The 22,877-nt window shown below is 63.2% G+C and carries 16 protein-coding genes and 1 pseudogene; 9 read left to right on the plus strand and 8 right to left on the minus strand.

What is annotated here, in order from left to right:
- Window positions 1-55: 55 nt before the first annotated feature.
- Together ACZ889_RS20675 and ACZ889_RS20680 are read left to right on the plus strand one after the other, a co-directional pair.
- Complete coding sequence (locus ACZ889_RS20675; RefSeq protein ID WP_180689830.1) at window positions 56-1,717, plus strand: PAS domain-containing sensor histidine kinase; 1,662 nt, start codon at window positions 56-58, stop codon at window positions 1,715-1,717.
- A gap of 62 nt (window positions 1,718-1,779) precedes the next feature.
- Window positions 1,780-3,846, plus strand: coding sequence for a PAS domain-containing protein (locus ACZ889_RS20680; RefSeq protein ID WP_180689829.1), 2,067 nt, complete (start codon window positions 1,780-1,782; stop codon window positions 3,844-3,846).
- A 9-nt stretch (window positions 3,847-3,855) separates the two neighbouring features.
- Here ACZ889_RS20680 and ACZ889_RS20685 read toward each other — a convergent pair whose 3' ends face one another.
- The 7 genes from ACZ889_RS20685 to ACZ889_RS20715 all read right to left on the minus strand — a co-directional run bounded on the left by ACZ889_RS20685 (window position 3,856) and on the right by ACZ889_RS20715 (window position 12,207).
- A complete protein-coding gene (locus ACZ889_RS20685) occupies window positions 3,856-4,602 on the minus strand; it encodes an SDR family oxidoreductase (RefSeq protein ID WP_476258029.1) in 747 nt (248 codons plus the stop codon).
- Between the two features lie 355 nt (window positions 4,603-4,957).
- Window positions 4,958-6,136, minus strand: a complete 1,179-nt coding sequence (locus tag ACZ889_RS20690) for an integrase core domain-containing protein (protein WP_012053106.1) — start codon at window positions 6,134-6,136, stop codon at window positions 4,958-4,960.
- Window positions 6,137-6,748: 612 nt separating this feature from the next.
- A complete protein-coding gene (locus ACZ889_RS20695) occupies window positions 6,749-8,284 on the minus strand; it encodes a DHA2 family efflux MFS transporter permease subunit (RefSeq protein WP_004575310.1) in 1,536 nt (511 codons plus the stop codon).
- Window positions 8,281-9,474 (minus strand): HlyD/EmrA/EmrK family protein, encoded by a 1,194-nt coding sequence (locus tag ACZ889_RS20700; RefSeq protein WP_180689828.1) that lies wholly within the window; start codon window positions 9,472-9,474, stop codon window positions 8,281-8,283. The genes ACZ889_RS20695 and ACZ889_RS20700 overlap by 4 nt, the downstream gene beginning before the upstream one ends.
- A gap of 30 nt (window positions 9,475-9,504) precedes the next feature.
- Complete coding sequence (locus tag ACZ889_RS20705; RefSeq protein WP_003247811.1) at window positions 9,505-9,978, minus strand: MarR family winged helix-turn-helix transcriptional regulator; 474 nt, start codon at window positions 9,976-9,978, stop codon at window positions 9,505-9,507.
- 180 nt (window positions 9,979-10,158) lie between these two features.
- Window positions 10,159-10,791 carry a response regulator transcription factor gene (locus ACZ889_RS20710; protein ID WP_010954406.1) on the minus strand — a complete coding sequence of 211 codons (633 nt, stop codon included), beginning with the start codon at window positions 10,789-10,791 and terminating at the stop codon, window positions 10,159-10,161.
- A gap of 9 nt (window positions 10,792-10,800) precedes the next feature.
- A complete protein-coding gene (locus ACZ889_RS20715) occupies window positions 10,801-12,207 on the minus strand; it encodes a sensor histidine kinase (protein WP_180689827.1) in 1,407 nt (468 codons plus the stop codon).
- 193 nt (window positions 12,208-12,400) lie between these two features.
- On the opposite strand from ACZ889_RS20715, the gene ACZ889_RS20720 reads away from it, so the two are divergent.
- The 3 genes from ACZ889_RS20720 (at window position 12,401) to ACZ889_RS20730 (ending at window position 17,172) form a co-directional block, all read left to right on the plus strand.
- Window positions 12,401-14,023 carry an acyl-CoA synthetase gene (locus tag ACZ889_RS20720; RefSeq protein ID WP_003247805.1) on the plus strand — a complete coding sequence of 541 codons (1,623 nt, stop codon included), beginning with the start codon at window positions 12,401-12,403 and terminating at the stop codon, window positions 14,021-14,023.
- 92 nt (window positions 14,024-14,115) lie between these two features.
- The gene (locus ACZ889_RS20725; RefSeq protein ID WP_003247803.1) at window positions 14,116-15,885 is read left to right on the plus strand and encodes an acyl-CoA dehydrogenase C-terminal domain-containing protein; all 1,770 of its coding nucleotides are present in this window, start codon (window positions 14,116-14,118) and stop codon (window positions 15,883-15,885) included.
- 279 nt (window positions 15,886-16,164) lie between these two features.
- A complete protein-coding gene (locus tag ACZ889_RS20730; protein ID WP_014860278.1) occupies window positions 16,165-17,172 on the plus strand; it encodes a FecR family protein in 1,008 nt (335 codons plus the stop codon).
- Between the two features lie 14 nt (window positions 17,173-17,186).
- Here the strand turns inward: ACZ889_RS20730 and ACZ889_RS20735 are convergent, their stop codons facing one another.
- Entirely contained in the window at window positions 17,187-18,506 is a 1,320-nt protein-coding gene (locus tag ACZ889_RS20735; protein WP_003247798.1) for a Na+/H+ antiporter family protein, read from the minus strand.
- 568 nt (window positions 18,507-19,074) lie between these two features.
- Between ACZ889_RS20735 and ACZ889_RS20740 the strand changes: the two are divergent.
- From ACZ889_RS20740 to ACZ889_RS20755, 4 genes and pseudogenes are all read left to right on the plus strand, one after another.
- Window positions 19,075-20,040: pseudogene (locus tag ACZ889_RS20740) on the plus strand (methyl-accepting chemotaxis protein); the annotation flags it as partial.
- A 102-nt stretch (window positions 20,041-20,142) separates the two neighbouring features.
- Window positions 20,143-20,898: a methyl-accepting chemotaxis protein gene (locus ACZ889_RS20745; RefSeq protein ID WP_241792063.1), complete on the plus strand. Its 756-nt coding sequence runs from the start codon at window positions 20,143-20,145 to the stop codon at window positions 20,896-20,898.
- A 95-nt stretch (window positions 20,899-20,993) separates the two neighbouring features.
- Window positions 20,994-22,010 (plus strand): ABC transporter substrate-binding protein, encoded by a 1,017-nt coding sequence (locus ACZ889_RS20750; RefSeq protein ID WP_476257765.1) that lies wholly within the window; start codon window positions 20,994-20,996, stop codon window positions 22,008-22,010.
- Complete coding sequence (locus ACZ889_RS20755) at window positions 22,007-22,855, plus strand: ABC transporter permease (protein ID WP_003247791.1); 849 nt, start codon at window positions 22,007-22,009, stop codon at window positions 22,853-22,855. Before ACZ889_RS20750 ends, ACZ889_RS20755 begins: the two co-directional genes overlap by 4 nt.
- The last annotated feature ends 22 nt before the right edge of the window (window positions 22,856-22,877 follow it).

The following is a 22,877-nucleotide window of genomic DNA, read 5'->3' on the forward strand; positions in this document are numbered from 1 at the left end:
GCGAGGGGCCCGAGGGGCGACTATAGTTGCTCGATCCGATCATCAGGCCTTCGTCATGCAGCCAGATACGCTTGCGTCCTTTGCACAATTGCAAGCGCGTGTCGCAGAACTGGAAGCACGCCTGGCAGAGCGCGAAGACAGCGTCCAGGCGCATGACAGGCTGCTTGGAGAACTGCTCGACAACAGCCCGGCCAACGTGTTTGCTGCCGACCGCAGGATGCGCCTGTTGGCCATCAATCGCACGGCGCGCGAAACCTTCGAACGTTACCGAGGCTTCGTGCCGCAGATTGGCGACTACGTACCCCAGTTCCTGACCGATCAACCCGACATCATGGGCCGCCTGGCCCCGATATGGCCGCGCATACTGGCAGGGGAAGCGTTCATCGACACCGTCACCTTCGGGCTGGACGACGCACCACGCCACTACGAAATTCGCTACCACCCGTGGCTCGATGCTCAGCAGCGAATTCAGGGCGGCTACCTGTTCGCCTATGACATCACGCAGCGCGTGACCGAACAGGAACGCCTGCAGCAGGCCGAAGAAGCACTGCGCCAGGCGCAGAAGATGGAGGCGGTCGGCCAGTTGACCGGCGGGATTGCCCATGACTTCAACAACCTGCTGGCCAGCATCCTTGGCGCCCTGGAACTGGCCGGGCAACGTCTGGTGCAGCAACGCCTGGCGCACACCGCGCAGCTGCTTGAACTCAGCCGGCACAACGCCCAACGCGCCGCAGCCTTGGTGCAGCGCTTGCTGGCATTCTCACGGCAGCAGACGCTGGTCCCGCAGCGGGTCGATGTGCAGCAACTGGTGGCCGGTATGCACGACCTGATCAGCAGCTCCACCGGCCCCTATGTCGACTACCACGACCAGACACATGCCGGACTATGGCCCATCCGAATAGACGCACAGCAACTGGAAAACGCGCTGCTCAACCTGTGCATCAACGCACGTGACGCCATGCCGCTTGGCGGCACCTTGAGCATCGGTTGCGCCAATGTCGAAGTGCAAGGCGCCGAAGCCAGGCAACTGGGCCTGGCCGCTGGCCAGTTTCTGCGTATCCGCGTTGAAGACACCGGCATGGGCATGTCCAAAGCAGTGATGCAGCGCGCCCTTGAGCCCTTCTTCACAACCAAGCCGCTCGGCCAGGGCACTGGCCTTGGGTTGTCCATGGTCTACGGCTTTGTGCGGCAATCCGGTGGCCAGTTGGTCATCGATAGCACGCCTGGCCAGGGTACCGCCATCAACCTGTATCTCCCCTGCGATGAAAGCGTCGCCGCCGCTTCACCCTGCCCCCACGTCGAGGGGCCTGCACCTGCGGTCTCACTTCAGCAGCGCGCGTGCAAGGTGATGCTGGTGGAAGACGAGCCGGCCCTGCGCATGGTCATGCTGGAGGTATTGCTGGACCAGGGCCATGAAGTTCAGGCATTCGAAGATGGCCGGCAGGCATACAAGGCCTTGCGGGAAGCCCCTGCACCGGACTTGCTGATCACCGATGTCGGCCTGCCTGGGGGTATCGATGGCTACCAACTCGCGGACGCCTGTCGATGTATTGCACCCCATGCAGCGGTGCTGCTGATCACAGGCTATGACCTTGCGCACAGTGCGGCAAAAGCGCGGCCCGACCGGCGCACCGAACTGCTGGCCAAGCCATTCGATCTTCAAGCACTTGCCCAGGCGCTTGAACGGCTGCTGGGGAGCACCGCCCAGTCACCCTGAGTGGCTATTCGCCTGCAGGTGAACACGTTAAAGTCAGGACTTTTCATTGGCCGGACGCAGGCATGCCTTCTTGTGATCTGAACTCACTGCGCCAACAAGTCGAAGACCTCCAGCGACAGAACACACTGCTGGCGCAACGGCTTGCAAGCCACCAGGCGCACGACCAGGACTTCTATCGCTCACTGTTCGACACCATGGACGAAGGCTTCTGCATCATCGAGTTCTTCGATGGCCCCCATGGCCCCCTGAGTGACTACGTGCACGTGCTGGCCAACGCAGCCTATGCCAAACACGCCGGCATCCCCAACGTGGTCGGGCAAAAACTGCGCGAGATGGTGCCCGATGAGGCGGATGACTGGGTGGCCCGCTATGGCGCGGTGCTTCGCACCGGCGAACCGCTGCACTTCGAGCAGGAACTGATTGCCACGGGCCACGTGCTGTCGGTGACCACTTTTCGCATAGAACCTGCCGAGAAACGCCAGGTAGCGGTACTGTTCAAGGATGTCACCGAACGCCGGCGTGCAGAGCAGGCCCTGCAGCGCCTGAACGAAGAGCTCGAACAACGGGTGAATGCCGCACTGGCGGAGCGACGCTTGTTTGCCGAGCTGGTCGATCACAGTGTGGTCAATGTGCATGTGATCGACAAGGACCTGCGCTGGCTGGCTGTCAATCGCCAGGCCAGGCATGACTTCCACCTGCTGTACGGGAGGACACCCGAAATCGGCGAATACCTGCCCGGGTTGTTCGAGGATGGCACCGCCGGCCAGACGCCTGTTCTGCCGATGTGGCAGCGCGCCCTGGCAGGCGAGCAGTTCATCGAGATCGGCACCTTCGGCAAGCCCCCCGCGCTGCGCCATTATGAGTTGCGCTTCAACGCCTTGCGCGACCCAGAAGGCGAGGTACATGGCGCGTTTCTGTTCGCCTATGACATCAGTGAGCGAGTACAGGAGCAGGAACGCTTGGCCAAGGCCGAAGCGGCGCTGCGCCAGGCACAGAAGATGGAAGCCGTAGGCCAGCTCAGTGGCGGCATAGCCCACGACTTCAACAACTTGCTGGGCGGCATCCTGGGCGCCCAGGAGCTGATGCGGCAACGCCTTGAGCAGTCACGCTTCGACGCCCTGGCGCCCTTGCTGGAGCTGTCCAGCAGCGCGGCGCAGCGGGCCTCTTCGCTGGTGCACCGGCTGCTGGCCTTCTCCCGCCAGCAGACCCTGCAACCCTGCTCCACGCAAGTGGCCACCTTGGTGGCCGGCATGGAAGACCTGCTGCGCCGCACCATCGGCCCGGCGATTACCCTGAGCAGCCGCTTTGCCAGCCAGCTGTGGCCGACCTTCATCGACCCTCCCCAACTGGAAAGCGCCTTGCTCAACTTATGCATCAACGCGCGCGATGCCATGCCTGCCGGTGGTGTGATCGAGATCATCGGCGACAACCTGCTGCTTGACGACGAGCAGGCCGTGGCACTGGAACTGCCGGCCAGCGAGTTCGTGCGGCTGAGCATCGTCGACAACGGTAGCGGCATGTCGGCTGAAGTCGTCGAGCGCGCAGTCGAGCCGTTCTTCACCACCAAGCCGATGGGCCAGGGCACCGGCCTGGGTCTGTCCATGACCTATGGCTTCGTGCGCCAGTCGGGTGGGCAATTACGGGTGCTGTCGGTGCCTGGCGAGGGTACCCGCATCGAGCTGCTGTTACCCCGCCACCACGAGCAAGCCCAGGCGCCAATCAGCAAACCTCCGCGCGCGCTCTTGCAAAGAAGCAGCGAGACTGCAAAACGCATTCTGTTGGTTGAAGATCAGACGGCCTTGCGCCTGGTGATTGGCGAAGTGTTGGAAGAGCTGGGCTATCGGGTGGACGCCTTCGAGAACGGTCCGTCTGCCCTCACCCACCTGCAAAGCGGCGAACGGCCAGACTTGCTGCTGAGCGATGTCGGCCTGCCTGGCGGCCTGAATGGCCGCCAGGTAGCCGAACGCTGCCGTGAGCGCTACCCGGACCTCAAGGTGCTGTTGATCACCGGTTACGATGAGAGCGCGGCGCTCAGCGACGGCCAACCGCTGCAAGGTACGTTGGTGTTGACCAAGCCGTTCGAACTGGAAGCACTGGCAGAGCGGGTTCGCGAGCTGCTGGAACCTTGACGGGCGCGCTCAGCGCCCGCCGCCCAGGTCGATGAAACTGCCGGTGGCATAGGAGGCTTTGTCCGAGAGCAACCAGAGGATGGCCTCGGCCACTTCCTCGGGATACCCTCCTCGGCCCATGGGCAAGCCAGGTTCAAGCTTGCTGACGCGATCCGGGTCGCCAGAAAGCGCATGGAAACCGGTATGAATATAGCCCGGTCGTACGCCATTGACGCGCACGCCCTCGCCTGCCACTTCTTTGGCCAGGCCGATGGTGAAGGTGTCGAGCGCGCCCTTGGAGGCGGCATAGTCGACATATTCGTTGGGCGAACCCAGGCGTGCGGCGACCGATGATACGTTGACGATGGCCCCGCCTTGCCCGCCATGCCGGCGCGCCATGCGCAGCAGGGCGTGCTTGGCGCAGAGCATGGGGCCGACGACGTTGGTCTTCATGACGTTCAGCAGACGGAACTCGGACATGTCCTCGACCCTGCTCTGCTGGCCGATGGTGCCGGCGTTGTTGACCAGTGCGGTGACCGGGCCGAGCTCATCGTCGACGCGCAGGAACAGCTGGATGATTTCATCTTCGACGCTGACGTCGGCACGCACCGCGATGGCCTCGGCGCCCAGGGCGCGGACCTGGCTGAGGATGGCTTCGGCGGCCTGGTCATCGGCGAGATAGTTGATGCAGATGCGGTAGCCCTGGCGGGCGGCCAGCAGCGCAGTGGCGGCGCCGATACCGCGGCTGCCGCCGGTGATGACAATGACGTTCTCCATGGGTTTGCCAATGGTTTGGGGAAGGGAGCATCGACAATAGGCGAAATGGCGCTGCGTTGGAATGACGAAGATCAGCACAGCCAACCCTCTGCTGTTGATGTGGCTGTTGATCTGGCTGTTGATCTTGCTTTTGATCTTGATCTTGATCTTCGCGACTTCAGGAGGCCGAACGCAGGCCTTGCGGAGGCAGGTGACGGGCATGGATGCCCGTCAAGCGCTGAGGCCCCAGGATGGGGCCTTCGGCGCGGTCCTGCCGGGAGCAAGGCCGGAGTGAGGGAACCCCGGAGCGCAGCGCAGGGGCCGGATGATGGGAGCGCATGTACGGGTCACCCACATGGGTTACACAAAAGTTCACTCACATAGGTGACAACACCTTGAGTGTTACATAACCATCAGTGGCATCCCGCACATCGACTCTACCAAGGATGATGGGACCGAAAATAACATCCCAAATGCCATCTCCGACTTGCTCCAGCCCAATGGTCTGGTGCTTGAGCACGTAACCTACGTAGATCCTCAGGCCACGGCGGTTAATGATGCCGCAGCTATCCGCCGGTAAACTCTCGACATGGCTGGGGTAGGTCATCTCAGGAAGTTTTTCAGGGAATGGGCGTGGTGAGGGCTGGTAGCAAGACGCCGGTGTTTTCTGTTTCAGTGCTTCATGCAAGCGCTCGTAATTGTAGTGTTGTCGAAAGCGATCAAAATGCCGCTGTTGAGCTTCCCAGGCCACTGCCGGCGGTGATGGCAGCGTGCTTTTGAGTGTCCGATGCATGCGTTCGTGGCGGCCATTTTGCTCAGGCCTTCCAGGTGCAATGCGCTCAGGAATGATGCCTAGACGCAGCCACCAGATGGACAGCTGAGAAAGTCCTGCACGTCCTTTACTGGCAAACGGCACACCGTTATCGGTACGAATACGCTCAGGCAGGCCATTTTCCCGAAACACCTGGGTGAAAACGGCCTGCGTTTCCAGAAGGTTGGTATTAGGCATGCTGTGGCAGGCGAGCAGGAAGCGGCTGGCGTGATCCATGATCGTTAGTGGATAGCACCAGACGCCTGCGCCTGTCAGAAATTGGCCCTTGTAGTCAGCACTGAACAGCTGGTTAGGCGACTCTGCCTTCTCCAGTGGCTTGGGGTAGACCGCTACACGCTGACGTAAACGGCGTGGGTTGACCAACTCGGCCTTCTTGAGGATGTTGTAAATCGCTGTCTTAGAAGGCGGCGCCTGATCAGGGAAGCGCTCCTGCAGCGCAGCCTGGATCTTTTTCGGACCAGGTTCCGTTTCGCCTCGACTGCGCAGTTCGATGATGGCTTCGCGAACTGCAGCGGGGACGACCCAGTTCTGCGTCAACCGGCGGCGGCTGCGTTCTTCCAGCCCCGAAGGCCCCTCTTTCTCATATCGCTCGACCCATTTGTAGCCGGTCTTACGGCTGATCTCGTAGGCCTGGCACAGGGCGCTGAAGCTGGGCGGCCCTTGCAGGTAATCCGCGATGAAAAGCATTTTCAGGTCCATAGGTTTCAGCTCTCGCCAAGGCATGGTCAGATCCTCGAAAACCGACCTTGCCAGTTAAAGACTGTTACCTATGTGCGTGAACTGATTTGTAACCTATGTGGGTGAGTCATACCCGCAGCGTTTTTTGGTTACTTTTTGTCGCGTTTGACAAAAAGTGACTCGCCGTAAGGGCGAAAAGGTGAGTCAGCGTCGCCATCGCGAATGGACTGTTCGCTGAGTCAAAACAGACGAATTTGCTTCTTGCTTCTTGCTTCTTGCTTCTTGGATGTGGGCATTCACATCGAGTAGGTATTCATTCACGCAGGTGGCGCATAGTCACCCTTCCGCCCTTACGGCGGGTCACTTTTTGTCAAACGCGACAAAAAGTAACCAAAAAACGCTGGCTCCTATCATCCGGCCCCTGCGCTACGCTCCGGGGTTCCCTCGCTCCGGGCTTGCTCCCGGGAGGACCGCGCTGCAGGCCCCATCCTGGGGCCCAGCGCTTGACGGGCATCCATGCCCGTCACCTCCCTTCGCAAGCCCTGCGCTCGGCCTCCTGAAGTCGCAATCCGCGGCGCCTGGGCTATCGCGCGCTTAGAAGCAAAATCAAAAGCCGAAGCGAGAGCGAGAGCATCGGGATCTTGCCTTGATTTTAGCTCAATGCCCCGCCGATGCCGGGCCCGCCTTGGCGGTAAAGGGCGGCTTGGCGAACCACACCAGCAGAATCAACCCGGCAAACACCCAGCTCATCAAGGTGAAATAATCCACCGTCGACATCATGTAAGCCTGACCATTGAGTATCTGCTCCAGCTGCGCGTAACTCTGCGGGCTGGCGCCGCCCAACTGCTCAAGGGTATGCCGCGTCGTCGGGTCGAACTGGCTGATGTGCTCACTCAGATAGGCATGGTGCTGATCCGCCCGACGAATCCAGATCCAGGTAGTCAACGAAGCCGCAAAACTCCCGCCCAAGGTTCGCAGGAATGTAGCCAGCCCCGAACCGTCGGCAATCTGGTGCGGCGGCAGGTCAGACAGCAGAATGCTCAAGGTCGGCATGAAGAACAACGCCACGCCAATCCCCATGAACAACTGCACCAAGGCCACGTGCTGGAAGTCCACCTCGCTGGTGAAACCGGCACGCATGTAGCAACTGGTGCCAATCGCCAGGAACGCCAACCCAGCCAGCACCCGCAAGTCGAACCGGTGCGCATATTTGCCCACGAACGGCGACATGATCACCGGCAGCAAACCGATCGGCGCCACCGCCAGGCCTGCCCAGGTCGCGGTATAGCCCATCTGCGTCTGCAACCACTGCGGCAGGATCAGGTTGATACCGAAGAACCCGGCATACCCTCCGACCAGCACAATGGTGCCAATGCGGAAGTTGCGGTGCACGAACAGGCGCAAGTTGACCACCGGGTGCCGGTCGGTCAGCTCCCAGATCACGAACACCGCCAGGAACACCACCGAAATCAGGCTGCCGACAATGATGAACGACGACTCGAACCAGTCCAGGTCGTTGCCCTTGTCCAGCACTACCTGCAAGGCCCCGACGCCGATAATAAGGGTCAGCAGGCCAATGTAATCCATCGGCTGGCGGCTGGTGACCACCGGACGCGTGCGCATCTGCTGGCGCACCACGGCAGCAGCGAACAGGCCGATGGGCACATTGATGAAGAAGATCCATGGCCAGCTGTAGCTATCGGTAATCCAGCCCCCAAGAATCGGCCCGGCAATCGGCGCCACCACCGTGACCATCGCCAGCAGCGCCAGTGCCATCCCCCGTTTTGCCGGGGGGTAGACAGCAATCAGCAGAGTCTGGGTCATCGGGTAAAGCGGCCCGGCGACCACACCCTGCAAGACGCGAAACCCGACCAACTCGGGCATCGACTGGGCGATACCGCACAGGAACGAAGCCAGCACGAACAGCAGCGTGGCCCAGATGAACAGTTTCACTTCACCAAAGCGCCGGCTCAGCCAGCCGGTCAGCGGCAAGGCGATAGCGTTGCTCACCGCGAACGAGGTGATGACCCAGGTGCCTTGCTCGTAGCTCACCCCCAGGTTGCCGGAAATGGTCGGCAGGGCCACGTTGGCGATGGTGGTGTCCAGCACCTGCATGAACGTCGCGAGCGACAGGCCGATGGTGGTCAGCAGCAGACTTGGCGGCGTGAACTGGGCAGCGGCATTGTTGCTCATCGTTGCGCCGTCTTGCCGGTTGCACTGTTCTCGTGAATCAGCCGGGCGATCAGGTTGTCGGCTTCGATCATCTGGTGGTCATACACCTGGGTGGTGTAGCTGGCCTTCTGCGGTGGCTGCTGGGCCAGGGTCGGGCCGCTCTGGTCATGCAGGTCGACTTCAACCACGGTGGACAGGCCAATACGTAGCGGGTGGTCCTTGAGCTGGTCGGGGCTGAGGTGGATGCGCACGGGTACTCGCTGGACAATCTTGATCCAGTTACCGGTGGCGTTCTGCGCCGGCAGCAAGGCAAAGGCGCTGCCGGTGCCCGCGCCAAGGCTGTCGACCGTGCCGCTGTACTTGACCTCGCTGCCGTACACATCAGCGGTGATCTCCACCGGCTGGCCGATGCGCATCTCTCGCAGCTGGGTTTCCTTGAAGTTGGCATCGATCCACACCTGATCCAGCGGGATGACCGCCATGGTCGCGGTGCCCGGTTGCAGGCGCTGACCCAACTGGACGGTACGCTTGGCGACGTAGCCGGTGACCGGCGCGACCAATGTGGTGCGGGCGTGGTCGAGGTAGGCCTGGCGCAGGTCGGCAGCTGCAGCCATGACATCGGGGTGCGAGGACACCACGGTGTCGTCGACCAGCGCGCTGCTGGTGCTGAGCTGTTGCCGCGCGCTGTTGACGGCGGCCTGGGCAACGCTCAGGTCGTCGCGGGCATGGGACAGTTCTTCGGCGGCAATCGCACCGCTGTCAGCCAGCACCTTGCGCCGGTTGAAGTCCTGCTGCGCCTTGCGCAGTTCGGCTTGGCGCGTTTCCAGTTGAGCCTTCAGCGAGTCGACGTTGCTATACAGCCCGCGCACCTGCCGCACGCTGCGTGCCAGCTTGGCTTCGGCGGACTGCAAGGCCACTTCGCTGTCGGCCGGGTCGAATTGCAGCAACACCTGGCCGGCGTGGACCAGGTCGCCGTCATCGGCCCCGATGCTGGTAACGGTGCCAGCGACCAGCGGGGTGATCTCCACCACGTTGCCGTTGACATACGCATCGTCGGTGCTTTCGTGCCAACGCCCGACAATGCTGTACCAGGCCCAGGTGCCGACCCCTGCCAGGATCAGCAGCAACAGCAGGCCAAGCAGCCAAGCCTTGCGCTTGCGCGACGGCTCGGGCGAGACGGAGGGAGTCGGGGTGTCTGCGGGAGTGGCCATGACAATACCTTGGATAATTCGTTACAGGGTTCAACGGTCGCCGAAGCGGCGGATCGTCAACGGGTCGCCAGCACCGAGCAGCACCTTGGCCAGCAGGCCTTCCAGGGTCTTGAGCTCCTCTGGTGCCAGCACGCCGCACAACTCGTTCATGGCGGCGGCGCCAATTTCCGGCAGGCGGTTGGCCAGGCGCTGGCCGTCAGCGGTGAGTGCCAGGCGCACCTGGCGACGGTCGTCGGCGCAGCGGTTGCGCACGATCAGCTCCTTCTGCTCGAGGCGGTCGAGCATGCGGGTCATCGATCCGCTGTCCAGGCCCAGGTAACGGCACAGTTCGGCCGGGGTATCCACCTGGTACTGGGTGACGATGATCAGCACTTTGAACTGCGCGGCGGTGACGCCCTCTGACTCCAGGTGCCAGTCAAGAATGCGGTCTTTGAGAATCGCAGCACGGCCAAGCAACATGCCGATGGCGCAGGTTTGGAAGTTCTCGGGAGAAAAATGGGCCATCGTTGGCTGCTCAGTTAAGTGTGTAGAAATATTACTGCCTAGGCAGTGAATGTCAAAGCTTTCATTAGCTAGCTATGAAATAGTGGGTGTTTTCTGGCTGTCACACCGCCCCCAGCAGGCGCGCATTGCGGCCCATTGCGACACACAACGCCGCCCCTGCCAGGGGCTACGTAAAGGCGGCTACCGCGCTCGCAGGCCCAGCGCCTCCACCGCCCCGCAAGCAATCGCCATCCCCACCAGCTCTGCGAGGCTGCCTGCCTGCAACCGCTTCATCACCCGGCCTCGGTACAGGTCCACGGTCTTGACGCTGATGCCCAACTGCTCGGCAATCTCGCGGTTGTTCAACCCTTGGGCCAACGGTACGAAGACGTCTCGCTCACGCGGCGTCAGGCCGTCGATGCGCGCCTGCACCAAGGCCAGCGCCTGATCGCCCTGTCGCGCCAGCCCGGCGTGCTCCAGCGCAGCCTGAACGCTGTCGAGCAGCAACTGGTCGTTGTAGGGTTTTTCGATGAAGTCGCAGGCGCCGGCCTTGAACGCCCGCACCACGATCGGTACATCGGCATGACCGCTGACGAAGATCACCGGCACCATCAGGCCACGCTCGCGCATCGCCTGCTGCACAGCCAACCCGCCCAGCCCCGGCATGCGCACATCCAACAGCACACACGCGGGCCCATCATCGACGCAGGCGTCGAGAAACGCCTGCCCGCTGGCGAATGGCAAGGCTTGCAGGCCCACCGACTGCAGCAGCCAGACCGTAGAGTCGCGCATACCCTGGTCGTCATCGACCACATACACTTTTGCTTGCAACACTGCCTCCCCTTATTCCCTGCTGACCGCCAGCCGGCAGCACAGTACCAGACCGCCGTTGTCACCCGCCCGCGCCCACAGGCTGCCACCGAAGCCTTCGATCAGGCTGCGGCTCATGCTCAAGCCCAAGCCCAGGCCGTCGGCCTTGCTGGTGGTAAACGGCGTAAAGATTTCATCCAGCCGCTCGGGTGCCACGCCCGGGCCCTGGTCGGCGACCTCGACCAGCACCCCATCGCCATCGCGCGCCGCGCAGAGCAGGATACGTGACGGCCGCTCACCCTGCTGCTCGCGATTGGCATCGATGGCATTGCGCAGCAGGTTGAGCAGCACCTGCTCCAGCAGCACCCGGTCGGCATACACCAAGGGCAGTTGAGCGCTCATGCGAAGTTCCACCTGCACCTGGTCCCGCGCGGCTTCCCAGGCGCACAGGCGCATGGCTTCGCCGGCCAGCTCGGCCACGTCCAGTGCCTGCAGGCGGCGCGGTTCCTTGCGCAGAAAGGCACGCAGACGGCGGATCACTTCGGCGGCATGGGTGGCCTGCTCGCTGATACGCTGCAGGCCCTGGCCTACCCGCTCGCGCGCCTGGGGATCACGTTCCAGGCCCTGCAGGTAACGCTGACTGGCGTTGGCATAGTTGACCACCGCGGCCAGTGGCTGATTGATCTCGTGGGCGATGCCCGAGGCCAGCTCGCCCAGGGTCGCGAGGCGGGCACTGTGCGCCAGGCTTTCCTGCGCTTCGATGCGCAAGGTGATGTCGCGGGACACGCTGACCACCTCCACCACCGCGCCGGTGTAGGTCTCGCGGATCGCCCGGCTGGCGATTTCGAACCAGCGGTAGTCACCTGTCGCCTGGCGTACCCGGCAGGTCATCGTGTGGTAGCCGTCCTGGTCCAGCGCGGCCGCGGCCTGGCGCAGTACCTGACGCCGCTCGCGCGGATGCAGCAGGGTATGTACAGGCATGCCACGCAGTTGCTCGGGCCACAGGCCGAGCAGGCGGTAGGCTGCCGGTGAGGCATCGAGAAAGCGGCCATCGGGGCTGTGCCGGGAAATCAGGTCGGTGGTGTTTTCGATGATCAGCCGATACAGGCGCCGGGCGCGGCTGGCTTCGCGTGCGCCATGGCGCTCTTCGCTGGCATCGCGGCAGCGGCCCAGCACCTGCTGGCCCTGGTTATCCGGCATGAACGTCCACAGCACGATGCGTTCGCCGACCTGCACTTCGACATCACTGATCGCCCGATGCTGGCGCAGACAGGCACGCACCAGGGCCGCGCAATTGGCCGGCAGCCAGCGAGCCAGCTCAGGCCCTTCGGCGACCCAGGCCTGCAATGCCGGGTTGAGTGCCAGCGGGCTTGCATCACTGGCCAGCAACAGACTGGGTTGTGGGTCTTTGGCAAGCAAGGGGTAAGCAGTGTCATCCACAGTAGGCGGCCTGTTTTTATAGTAGTTTTACTATATTGCTATAGTCGATATTCCTAATACCATAGCGACTCGCGTAAAACTGCGACAGAGGGGGCGGCCCACCGTCCGCCCCCTGCACCCTGAACAGAGCTAACAATCAGCCATCGGGGGCCAGGTGCACAGGCTGCGTCTGCCTCCCTTACAGGATTACCGCATGTCGATCTATGCCCAGGGCCTGATGCCCGCTGCCGTCAACCATGTCGCCCTCACCCCGCTGAGCTTCATCGAACGCACCGCTGCCGTGTACGGCAACTACCCGGCCGTCATCCACGGCGCCATCCGCCGCAACTGGCAAGAAACCTACCAACGCTGTCGGCGCCTGGCCAGCGCCCTGGCCGGCCGTGGCATTGGCCGTGGCGACACCGTGGCAGTGATGCTGCCCAACACCCCGACCATGCTCGAGGCGCATTTCGGCGTACCCATGACCGGTGCCGTGCTCAATACCCTGAACGTGCGCCTGGATGCCGAGGCCATCGCCTTCATGCTGCAGCATGGCGAGGCCAAGGTGCTGATCACCGACCGCGAGTTCCATGCGGTCATCGAAGGCGCTCTGGCACTGCTTGAGCACCCGCCGCTGGTGGTTGATGTGGATGACCCGGAGTACGGCGAAGGCCGCGCGGTCAGCCAGCTGGACTATGAGGCCCTGCTCAACGAAGGCGACCCGGAATTTGCCTGGGAATGGCCCGATGACGAGTGGCAGGCCATATCGCTGAACTACACCTCCGGCACCACCGGCAACCCCAAGGGCGTGGTCTACCACCACCGTGGTGCCTACCTGAACGCCCTGGGCAACCAGATGACCTGGGCCATGGGCCACCGCCCGGTGTACCTGTGGACGTTGCCGATGTTCCACTGCAACGGCTGGTGCTACCCCTGGACCATCACCGCCCTGGCCGGCACCCATGTGTTCCTGCGCCGGGTCGACCCGCAGAAGATCCTGACCCTGATCCGCGAGCACAAAGTCAGCCACCTGTGCGGTGCGCCGATCGTGCTAAACGCGCTGGTCAACATGCCCGAGGCGGCCAAGGCAGCCATCGAGCACCCGGTGCAGGCCATGGTCGCCGGCGCCGCACCACCGGCCAAGGTCATCGGTGCCGTGGAAGAAATGGGCATCAAGGTCACCCACACCTACGGCCTGACCGAGGTTTATGGCCCGGTGACCGTGTGTGCCTGGCATGACGAATGGGACGCGCTTTCGCTGGAGGAGCGTGCACGCATCAAGTCTCGCCAAGGCGTGCGCTACCCGACCCTCGATGGCCTGATGGTCGCCGACCCGCAAACCCTTCAGCCAGTACCCCGCGACGGCAATACCCTGGGCGAAATCTTCATGCGCGGCAACACGGTGATGAAGGGTTACCTGAAAAACCCTGAAGCCACCGCCGAAGCCTTCCGTGGCGGCTGGTTCCACACCGGCGACCTGGCCGTGTGGCATGCCGACGGCTATATCGAGATCAAGGACCGGCTCAAGGACATCATCATTTCCGGTGGCGAAAACATCTCCACCATCGAGGTCGAAGACGCCCTGTACAAGCACCCGGCAGTGCTGGAAGCCGCCGTGGTGGCACGCCCGGATGAAAAATGGGGGGAAACCCCGTGCGCCTTCGTTGCCCTGAAGCCGGGCCGAGAGGACACCCGTGAAGCCGACATCACCAGTTGGTGCCGCGAGCACCTGGCCGGGTTCAAGGTGCCGAAGACCGTGGTGTTCGGCGAGCTGCCCAAGACCTCGACCGGCAAGATCCAGAAGTACGTGCTGCGCGACCGGGCCAAGGCCCTCTGATGCCGTAGCCGCCCCCCTTCAGGCGCAGCACACGGCTGCGCCTGAAGGTTCAGCGCACGCCCAACCCTCCCTCACTATTGCAAGAGCTGCCGATGACCACCTATTCCGCCCCCCTGCGCGACATGCGCTTCGTCCTGCATGACGTGTTCAACGCTTCAGGCCTGTGGGCCCGACTGCCCGCCCTGGCCGAACGCATCGATGCCGACACTGCCGACGCCATTCTCGAGGAAGCATCAAAAGTCACCGGCCAGCTGATCGCCCCGCTCAGCCGCAACGGTGACGAGCAAGGTGTGTGCTTCGACGCAGGCCAAGTCACCACCCCCGAAGGCTTTCGCGAGGCCTGGAACACCTACCGCGAAGGTGGCTGGGTCGGCTTGGGCGGCAACCCGGAACACGGCGGCATGGGCATGCCAAAGATGCTCGGCGTGCTGTTCGAAGAGATGCTCTACGCGGCTGACTGCAGCTTCAGCCTGTATTCGGCATTGAGCGCAGGCAGTTGCCTGGCGATCGATGCCCACGCCAGCGAAGCGCTCAAGGCCACTTACCTGCCACCGCTGTACGAAGGCCGCTGGGCCGGCACCATGTGCCTGACCGAACCCCATGCCGGCACTGACCTGGGGCTGATCCGCACCCGCGCCGAGCCTCAGGCCGATGGCAGCGTGCGCATCAGTGGCAGCAAGATCTTCATTACCGGCGGCGAGCAGGACCTGACCGAGAACATCGTCCACCTGGTGCTGGCCAAGCTGCCGGATGCGCCCGCCGGTGCCAAAGGCATATCGCTGTTTCTGGTCCCCAAATTCCTGGTCGAGGCCGATGGCCGCCTGGGCGCGCGCAATGCTGTCCATTGTGGCTCGATCGAACACAAGATGGGCATCAAGGCCTCGGCGACCTGCGTCATGAACTTTGACGGTGCCATCGGTTACCTGGTGGGCGAACCGAACAAGGGCCTGGCAGCGATGTTCACCATGATGAACTACGAGCGCCTGTCCATCGGCATACAGGGCATCGGTTGTGCCGAAGCCTCCTACCAGAGCGCCGCCCGCTATGCCAACGAGCGCCTGCAGAGCCGAGCAGCGACTGGCCCGCAGGCACACGACAAGGTGGCCGACCCGATCATCCACCATGGTGATGTTCGGCGCATGCTGCTGACCATGCGCACCCTCACCGAAGCAGGTCGGGCGTTCGCCGTCTACGTTGGCCAGCAACTGGACGTGGCGCGCTATGCCGAGGACGCTGGCGAACGCGAGCATGCCCAGCGCCTGGTGGCACTGCTGACACCGGTGGCCAAGGCATTCTTCACCGACAACGGTCTGGAAAGCTGCGTGCTTGGCCAGCAGGTGTACGGCGGTCATGGCTACATCCGCGAATGGGGCCAGGAGCAACGGGTGCGAGACGTGCGCATTGCGCAAATCTATGAAGGCACCAACGGCATTCAGGCCCTTGATCTGCTGGGGCGCAAGGTGCTGGCCGACGGTGGTCAGGCGTTGGCCAGCTTTGCCAGCGAAGTGCGGGCCTTCAGTGTGGATGCGCCCTTGCACCGCGAGGCCCTGCAGGCAAGCCTGGCGCGGCTCGAGGCCACCAGCAGCTGGCTGCGGGCGCAGGCTGGCGAGGATGCCAACCTGGTCAGCGCGGTAGCCGTTGAGTACCTGCAGCTGTTCGGGCTGACGGCCTATGCGTACATGTGGGCGCGGATGGCGGCGGTGGCGCTGGCCAAACGTGATGAGGACGAGGCGTTTCATGGTGCGAAGCTTGCCTGTGCGACGTTCTATTTCCAGCGGGTCTTGCCGCGGGGGTTGGGGCTGGAGGCGAGCATTCGGGCCGGTAGTGGCAGCCTTTATGGGCTAGAGGCCGCACAGTTCTGACCGGTGTGTCACTGACGCGCTTGTTGCAAGGGCAGCCGTGTGCTGCGAAGAGGGCCGGTACAGGTTACCGAATCGGTACTGCAAACACTGACCTCTTCGCCGCACCAGGCCGCCCCGGAAGCGATTGCAGACATCGTCTTTTGCCCGCGAAGGGTTCTCAAACGCTGAAAAACCGTGGTCAATCCGACGAAAAACCGGCACAACTGATAGTCATTCGCCATTACATTGGTTCTCGGGAGCACTCTCGCAAGGGTAGAATGCGCAAAACCCGGAGCCGCAATGAACCACGACCGCCTCAATCCCAGCCCAGACGATGCCATCACCGACGCCGCAGCGCATTGGTGCATGCGCCTGCACGCCGACGATTGCACGCAGGCCGAGCGTAAAGCATTCGCTGGCTGGTTGGCGGCCGACCCGCGGCATGCCGAAGAATATCAGGCGATGCTGGAAATCTGGCAAACAGCCGACCTGCTGCCGCGTAGCGCCACCGTCATCGACTTCAACCCACCTGCCAAACACGCCGCCCGCCCCCGCAACTGGCGGCCGCTGGCGTCTGCTGCGGCCATCGCCCTGGCAGTGCTGCCGCTGGCCGGCTGGATGGGGTGGGAACAGGGCTGGTTGCCCAACCACTACCAGCACGTCGAAGCCGGTGACCGCATGCAGACCGTGGAGCTCAGCGACGGCAGCACGGTACAGCTCAACCTGCACACCGAGCTCACCTTCCTCAACTACAAGGACCAGCGCCAGGTCACGCTCAAGCGCGGCGAGGCGTTCTTCAAGGTGCGACACGACAGCAGCCACCCGTTCATCGTGCGTGCAGGCAGTGGCCAGACCCGGGTCACCGGCACCCAGTTCAACGTGTGGAAGTACCAGGACCAGGTGAAGGTCACCCTGGTGGAAGGTTCAGTGCTGGTGTCCAGTGAGGGCAATGCCGGTGGCTACCGCCTTGGCCCTGGCATGCAGGCCAGCTACCACAAGGGCGACTTCGAGCCGCAGCTGGAGCAAAGCGACGACTATGGCAACAGCCTGGCATGGCGCAGCGGCAAGCTGGTGCTCGACAACCTGAGCCTGGAACAGGCGCTGCCGGTGATAAACCGCTACCTCGACGCCCCGCTGCGACTGGCCGATGCAAGCACCGGCCGCATTCGCATCAGCGGCATCTACAACACCCGTGAGGTGGGGCGCCTGGTCAACAACCTGCCCAAAGTCCTGCCGGTCTACCTGACCCGCAGCAAGGACGGCAGCACCGTGCTCAATCGCATCTCGCCGCCGCCCGACAAGGGCTGACGCCCTCCCCCGCCTTACAAGGTCATCGCCGCCAACCAACCGAACGCCAGCAGCGGCAGGTTGTAATGGATGAAGGTCGGCACCACGGTGTCCCAGATGTGGTGGTGCTGGCCATCCACGTTCAGGCCCGAGGTCGGGCCCAGGGTCGAGTCCGAGGCCGGCGAACCTGCATCACCCAGCGCACCGGCAGTACCAATGATGCACACCGTGGCCAACGGGTCGAAGCCCAGTTGTACGCACAGTGGCACGAAAATCGCCGCCAGGATCGGCACGGTGGAGAACGACGAGCCGATCCCCATCGTCACCAAAAGGCCTACCAACAGCATCAGCAGGGCACCGACGCCCTTGCTGTGGTCGATCCACTGCGCCGAGGTTTCCACCAGGCTCTTCACCTCACCGGTGGCCTTCATCACCTCGGCAAAACCGGACGCGGTAATCATGATGAAGCCGATCATGGCCATCATCTTCATGCCTTCGGTGAACAGGTCGTCGGTCTCTTTCCACTTGACGATGCCCGACAGCGAGAAGATCAGGAAACCGACCATGGCACCGATGATCATCGAGTCCAGCAACAGCTGGACAATGAAGGCTGCCGCGATCGCCAGCCCGGCCACCAGCAAGGTCAACGGGTTGTACTGCACACTCACCTGCTCCACCTGCTGGATCCGCGCCAGGTCGTAGTCACGCTTCTTGCGGTAGCTGATGAACACCGCCACCAGCAGGCCGACGAGCATGCCGGCAGCCGGGACGGCCATGGCGTGGGTGACGTTGACGCCGCTCACATCGACACCCGCGCGGGCCACATTGGCCAACAGGATCTCGTTGAGGAAGATGTTGCCGAAGCCCACCGGCAGGAACATGTACGGGGTGATCAGGCCAAAGGTGATCACACAGGCGATCAGCCGGCGGTCGATACGCAGGCGCGTCAGCACGTACAACAGAGGGGGTACCAGCAGCGGAATGAAGGCAATGTGGATGGGCAGGATGTTCTGGGACGACACGGCCACCACCAGCATCAGGCCGATCATCAGCCATTTGACCTTGCCGCCCTTGGCGTCGCCCTGTCGGTCGATCATGGCCAGGGCGCGGTCGGCCAGCGCATGGGCCAGGCCAGACTTGGCGATTGCCACGGCAAAGGCACCCAGCAGTGCATAGGACAAAGCCACCGTGGCACCACCGCCGAGGCCACCGTTGAAGGCCTTGAGCGTGCCTTCGATGCCCAGGCCGCCCACCAGCCCACCGGCCAGGGCGCCGATGATCAGGGCGATGACCACGTGCACGCGGGACAGGCTGAGTATCAGCATGATGCCGACCGCGGCGATCACTGCATTCATGGTTGGCTTACCTCATTACGACAGAAAAAAGCGCGAACTCTGAAGCAGTGGGCGGCAGATGTCAAAAGCGCCTTGATGCGGCGCGTTAGTGGCGGTCAAATTTAAATTGAATGTTTGAATAAAGAAAAAACGGCAGGGGCCGATATTGAGGGAGGCAGCGAGGTGCCTGGCCGCAGCGCTTTGGCACCTCCCGGCCCCACCGCAGATAAAGCCATAACCCTTAATGCCAAAAAAGGGATCCGCCCCCATGCCTTTGCGACAACTTTCCATACAGTGGAAGATCACCCTGCTCGCCGGTCTCTGTCTGGCCGCTATCGTCACCTTGCTCGTCGGCCTGTCGCTGTACCGCATGGATCACAGTTCGGACCTGGTCAAGGCCAGCAGCATGCAGATGCTGACCGAGGCGGCGCAGTCGCGTATCGAGTCACAAGGTGAAGTGCAAGCGCTGAACATTCGCCGCCAGTTCATGGATGCCTACCAGTACGGCGCCGGCTTCGCCCGTCAGGTGCTGTTCCTGCGCGAGCAGGCCGAAAAGCGCTTTCTCGATGCCTTCGACCTGCGCGAGGACATGACCCGCCAGGTACGCGCCGCACTGCAAGCCAACCCCGACCTGCTCGGCCTGTCACTGGTGTTCGAGCCCAATGCCCTGGACAACAAGGACAGCCTGTTTGCCGGCAAGGCAGCATTGGGCAGCAACGAAACCGGGCGCTTTGCCCTGTACTGGTCGCAGCCACGCGCCGGCCAGTTGACCTCGATGGCCCTGCCCGAACATGATATGGCCAACACCGAGATCGGCCCCAGCGGCCAGCCGGCCAACACCTGGTGGGTATGCCCACGCACCTCCGGCAAGGTGTGCGTGGTAGAGCCGTACTTCTACGACATCGATGGCCAGCAGGTGCTGATGACCAGCATCGTGTTCCCGCTGGCGGTCAACGGCAAGATCATTGCCACCCTGTCCATCGACATCAACCTCAATAGCCTGCAGGCGCTGAGCCAGGAGGCCAGCCGCAGCCTCTACGAAGGCCGCACCACGGTCGGCATTCTGACCCCGGTCGGCCTGCTGGCCGGCTACAGCGCCGATGCCAGCAAGCTGGCCCAGCGCTTTGACCAGGTAGACCCGGTCAAAGGCGCCGAGCTGGTGCGCAAGCTGGCCGATGGCAAGCTGACCATCCTCCACGACCGGCAGCGCTTGAAGGTGCTGGCGGCATTCCGGCCAATCCCGGACGCCCAGCCCTGGGGCGTGTTGCTGGATGTGCCGGAAAACGCCCTGACCGGGCCGGCCGAAACCCTGAAGCAGGAACTTGACGCGCTCAATACCAGCGGCACCTTGCTGGAACTGAGCCTGGGCCTGGCCGCCGCCATTGTCGGCCTGCTGCTGGTATGGCTGATGGCCCGCGGCGTTACCCGGCCGATCCTCGGCGTGGCCGCCATGCTCAAGGACATTGCCAGCGGCGAAGGCGACCTGACCCGTCGCCTGACCTACCAGAAACAGGACGAACTGGGCGAACTGGCCGGCTGGTTCAACCGCTTCCTCGACAAGTTGCAGCCAACCATCGCCGAGGTCAAACGCTCGGTGCAGGCCGCCCGAGGCACGGCCGACCAGTCCTCGGCGATTGCCACTGAAACCAGCGCCGGCATGGAGCAGCAGTACCGCCAGGTCGACCAGGTAGCCACCGCCTCCCATGAAATGAGCGCCACCGCCCAGGACGTTGCCCGCAGCGCCGCCCAGGCTGCGCAGGCGGCGCGCGATGCCGACCAGGCCACCCGCGAGGGCTTGGCGGTAATCGACCGCACCACCAGCAGCATCGGTGCCCTGGCCGCCAACATGAGCGACACCATGGCCGAAATAGAAGGCCTGGCGCAGAACAGCGAGAAGATCGGCTCGGTACTGGAAGTGATCCGCTCGATCGCCGAACAGACCAACCTGCTGGCACTCAACGCTGCCATCGAAGCTGCCCGCGCCGGTGAGGCCGGCCGTGGCTTTGCCGTGGTCGCCGATGAGGTGCGCAACCTTGCCCAGCGCACTCAGGAGTCGGTGGAAGAAACCCGTCAGGTCATCGAAGCCCTGCAGAACGGCACCCGCGAAGTGGTCGGCGCCATGGACCACAGCCACCGCCAGGCCCAAGGTGGCGTGGAGCAGGTCGGCCAAGCCGTCACGGCATTGCAGCGCATTGGCCAGGCGGTGACGGTGATCACCGACATGAACCTGCAGATCGCCTCTGCCGCCGAGGAGCAAAGCGCGGTAGCCGAGGAAATCAACAGCAACGTGGCGACCATTCGTGATGTCACTGAATCCCTGTCTGGCCAGGCCAACGAGTCGGCGCGGGTCAGCCAGTCGCTGAACAGCCTGGCCAACCAGCAGCAAGCGCTGATGGACCAGTTCCGCGTCTGAAGCGAACGGGGCCACGCCAGTGGCCCTGAAACTGACAAAACCTCGTCGTCTACACTTGCCCCCACCGCCAAGGCATGGCGAACGACGAGGTTCACATGAAGAGCATTTCAACGCTGCTGGCCGGGCTGCTGTTGACGGTGGGCCTGGCCAGCACGGACAGCGCCGCATCGGCAGAACAACCTGCGCCTATCCATTTTGGTGCCATCGGCTGGGAAAGCGGCGCCCTCACCACCGAGATCCTGCGCCTGATCGTGGAGCGCGGCTACGGCTACAGCACCGACACCCTGCCTGGCAGCACGGTCAGCATGGAGGTGGCCCTGGCGCGCAATGACCTGCAAGTGATCGCCGAGGAATGGGCCGGGCGCAGCCCTGCCTGGGTCAAGGCCGAACAGGCCGGCCAGGTATTCGCACTGGGCGATACGGTCAAAAATGCAGAGGAAGGTTGGTGGGTACCGGCCTATGTGATCGAGGGCGATGCCGCACGCAACCTGAAGCCCGTGGCGCCTGAGCTGCACAGTGTCGAGGACCTCAAGCGTTACCCGCAGGTATTTTCTGACCCCGAATCGCCCGGTAAAGGGCGTTTTCTCAACAGCCCAAGCGGCTGGACGTCTGAAACCGTCAACAGCCAAAAGCTCAAGGCCTATGGCCTGGATGGCCTCTACAACAACTTCCGCAGTGGCTCCGGCGCCGCGATGGACGCCGAGATCGGTTCGGCTATCCGGCGCGGCAAACCTGTGCTGTTCTACTACTGGAACCCGACCCCGCTGATGGGGCGCTACAAGCTCATCCGGCTGGAAGAACCCCCGTTCGATGCCCAGGCCTGGGCCACCCTCACCGACCCCGCCAACCCCAACCCGAAAGGCAGCCGCTCGCTGCCGGCAAAGTTGTCGATCGGCGTGTCCAAAGCCTTTCGCGAAAACTACCCAGACTTGGTCAGTGTGTTCGAACAGGTCAACCTTCCCATCGATCGCCTGAACAAGGCCCTGGCCGTCATGAGCGAAAAACGCACGCCCCCGCGCGAAGCCGCCCTCACCTTCCTGCGCGATCACCGCGAGGTGTGGAAAGCCTGGCTGCCGGCGGACATCGCCGCCAAGGTCGAGGCCAGCCTGTGAGCAGCGGTTTCCCGCAGACCCTGCAGTTTTCCTTTGCCGACAGCATCAACCGCCTGGTCGACGGGTTGGTATTGAACTACGGCGACCACCTGCGCAGTTTTTCTGACCAGTTGCTGCAACTGCTGGTCGGCCTGGAGAACCTGTTGCGTCTGTTGCCTTGGTGGCTGTTGTTGTTGCTGGTGGGTCTGCTGGCCTGGCACGCCAGCCGCAGCCTGCTGCGCAGCGCCGTGCTGGTCGCGCTGCTGGCCTTGATCGGTATGCTCGGGCTCTGGGACAAGCTGCTGCAGACCCTGGCCCTGGTGCTGGTCAGTACCGGCCTGTGCGTACTGGTGGGTGTACCGCTGGGCATCCTGCTGGCCGCCCGGCCACTGGCCAGGCGGCTGCTGTTGCCGGTCCTCGATGTGATGCAGACGCTACCTGCGTTCGTTTACCTGATCCCGGTGCTGATGCTGTTTGGCCTGGGCAAGGTGCCTGCCGTGTTCGCCACGCTGATCTACGCCCTGCCGCCGCTGGTGCGGTTGACCGAGCTGGGCCTGAGCCAGATCGACCCCTCGTTGCTGCAGGCCGCACACGGCCTTGGCGCAAGCCGCTGGCAGCGGTTGCGGCGCATCGCCCTGCCCCTGGCGCTGCCGAGTATCATGGCCGGGCTCAACCAGTCGGTCATGATGGCCTTGTCGATGGTGGTCGTGGCGTCGATGATCGGCGCCCGTGGGTTGGGTGAGGATGTGCTGGCGGGGATCCAGACCTTGAATGTTGGCCAAGGGATGGAGGCCGGGCTTGCAATTGTCGCCCTGGCCATGGTGATCGACCGGATCAGCCAGGCCTATGGGCGTAGCAGTCGCTGAGCCGTATCGGCAAGGCCTGGGA

This window comes from Pseudomonas sp. TE3895 (genome assembly GCF_056278855.1).

Excerpts from the sequence above, each read along its gene's own strand:
- ACZ889_RS20750 (WP_476257765.1), top strand. The coding sequence starts at position 20,994 with ATGAAGAGCATTTCAACGCTGCTGGCCGGGCTGCTGTTGACGGTGGGC.
- ACZ889_RS20745 (WP_241792063.1), top strand. The coding sequence starts at position 20,143 with ATGGAGCAGCAGTACCGCCAGGTCGACCAGGTAGCCACCGCCTCCCAT.
- ACZ889_RS20735 (WP_003247798.1), bottom strand. The coding sequence starts at position 18,506 with ATGAATGCAGTGATCGCCGCGGTCGGCATCATGCTGATACTCAGCCTG.
- ACZ889_RS20700 (WP_180689828.1), bottom strand. The coding sequence starts at position 9,474 with ATGGCCACTCCCGCAGACACCCCGACTCCCTCCGTCTCGCCCGAGCCG.
- ACZ889_RS20690 (WP_012053106.1), bottom strand. The coding sequence starts at position 6,136 with ATGCCTTGGCGAGAGCTGAAACCTATGGACCTGAAAATGCTTTTCATC.
- ACZ889_RS20695 (WP_004575310.1), bottom strand. The coding sequence starts at position 8,284 with ATGAGCAACAATGCCGCTGCCCAGTTCACGCCGCCAAGTCTGCTGCTG.
- ACZ889_RS20705 (WP_003247811.1), bottom strand. The coding sequence starts at position 9,978 with ATGGCCCATTTTTCTCCCGAGAACTTCCAAACCTGCGCCATCGGCATG.
- ACZ889_RS20725 (WP_003247803.1), top strand. The coding sequence starts at position 14,116 with ATGACCACCTATTCCGCCCCCCTGCGCGACATGCGCTTCGTCCTGCAT.
- ACZ889_RS20730 (WP_014860278.1), top strand. The coding sequence starts at position 16,165 with ATGAACCACGACCGCCTCAATCCCAGCCCAGACGATGCCATCACCGAC.
- ACZ889_RS20680 (WP_180689829.1), top strand. The coding sequence starts at position 1,780 with ATGCCTTCTTGTGATCTGAACTCACTGCGCCAACAAGTCGAAGACCTC.
- ACZ889_RS20685 (WP_476258029.1), bottom strand. The coding sequence starts at position 4,602 with ATGGAGAACGTCATTGTCATCACCGGCGGCAGCCGCGGTATCGGCGCC.
- ACZ889_RS20720 (WP_003247805.1), top strand. The coding sequence starts at position 12,401 with ATGTCGATCTATGCCCAGGGCCTGATGCCCGCTGCCGTCAACCATGTC.
- ACZ889_RS20675 (WP_180689830.1), top strand. The coding sequence starts at position 56 with ATGCAGCCAGATACGCTTGCGTCCTTTGCACAATTGCAAGCGCGTGTC.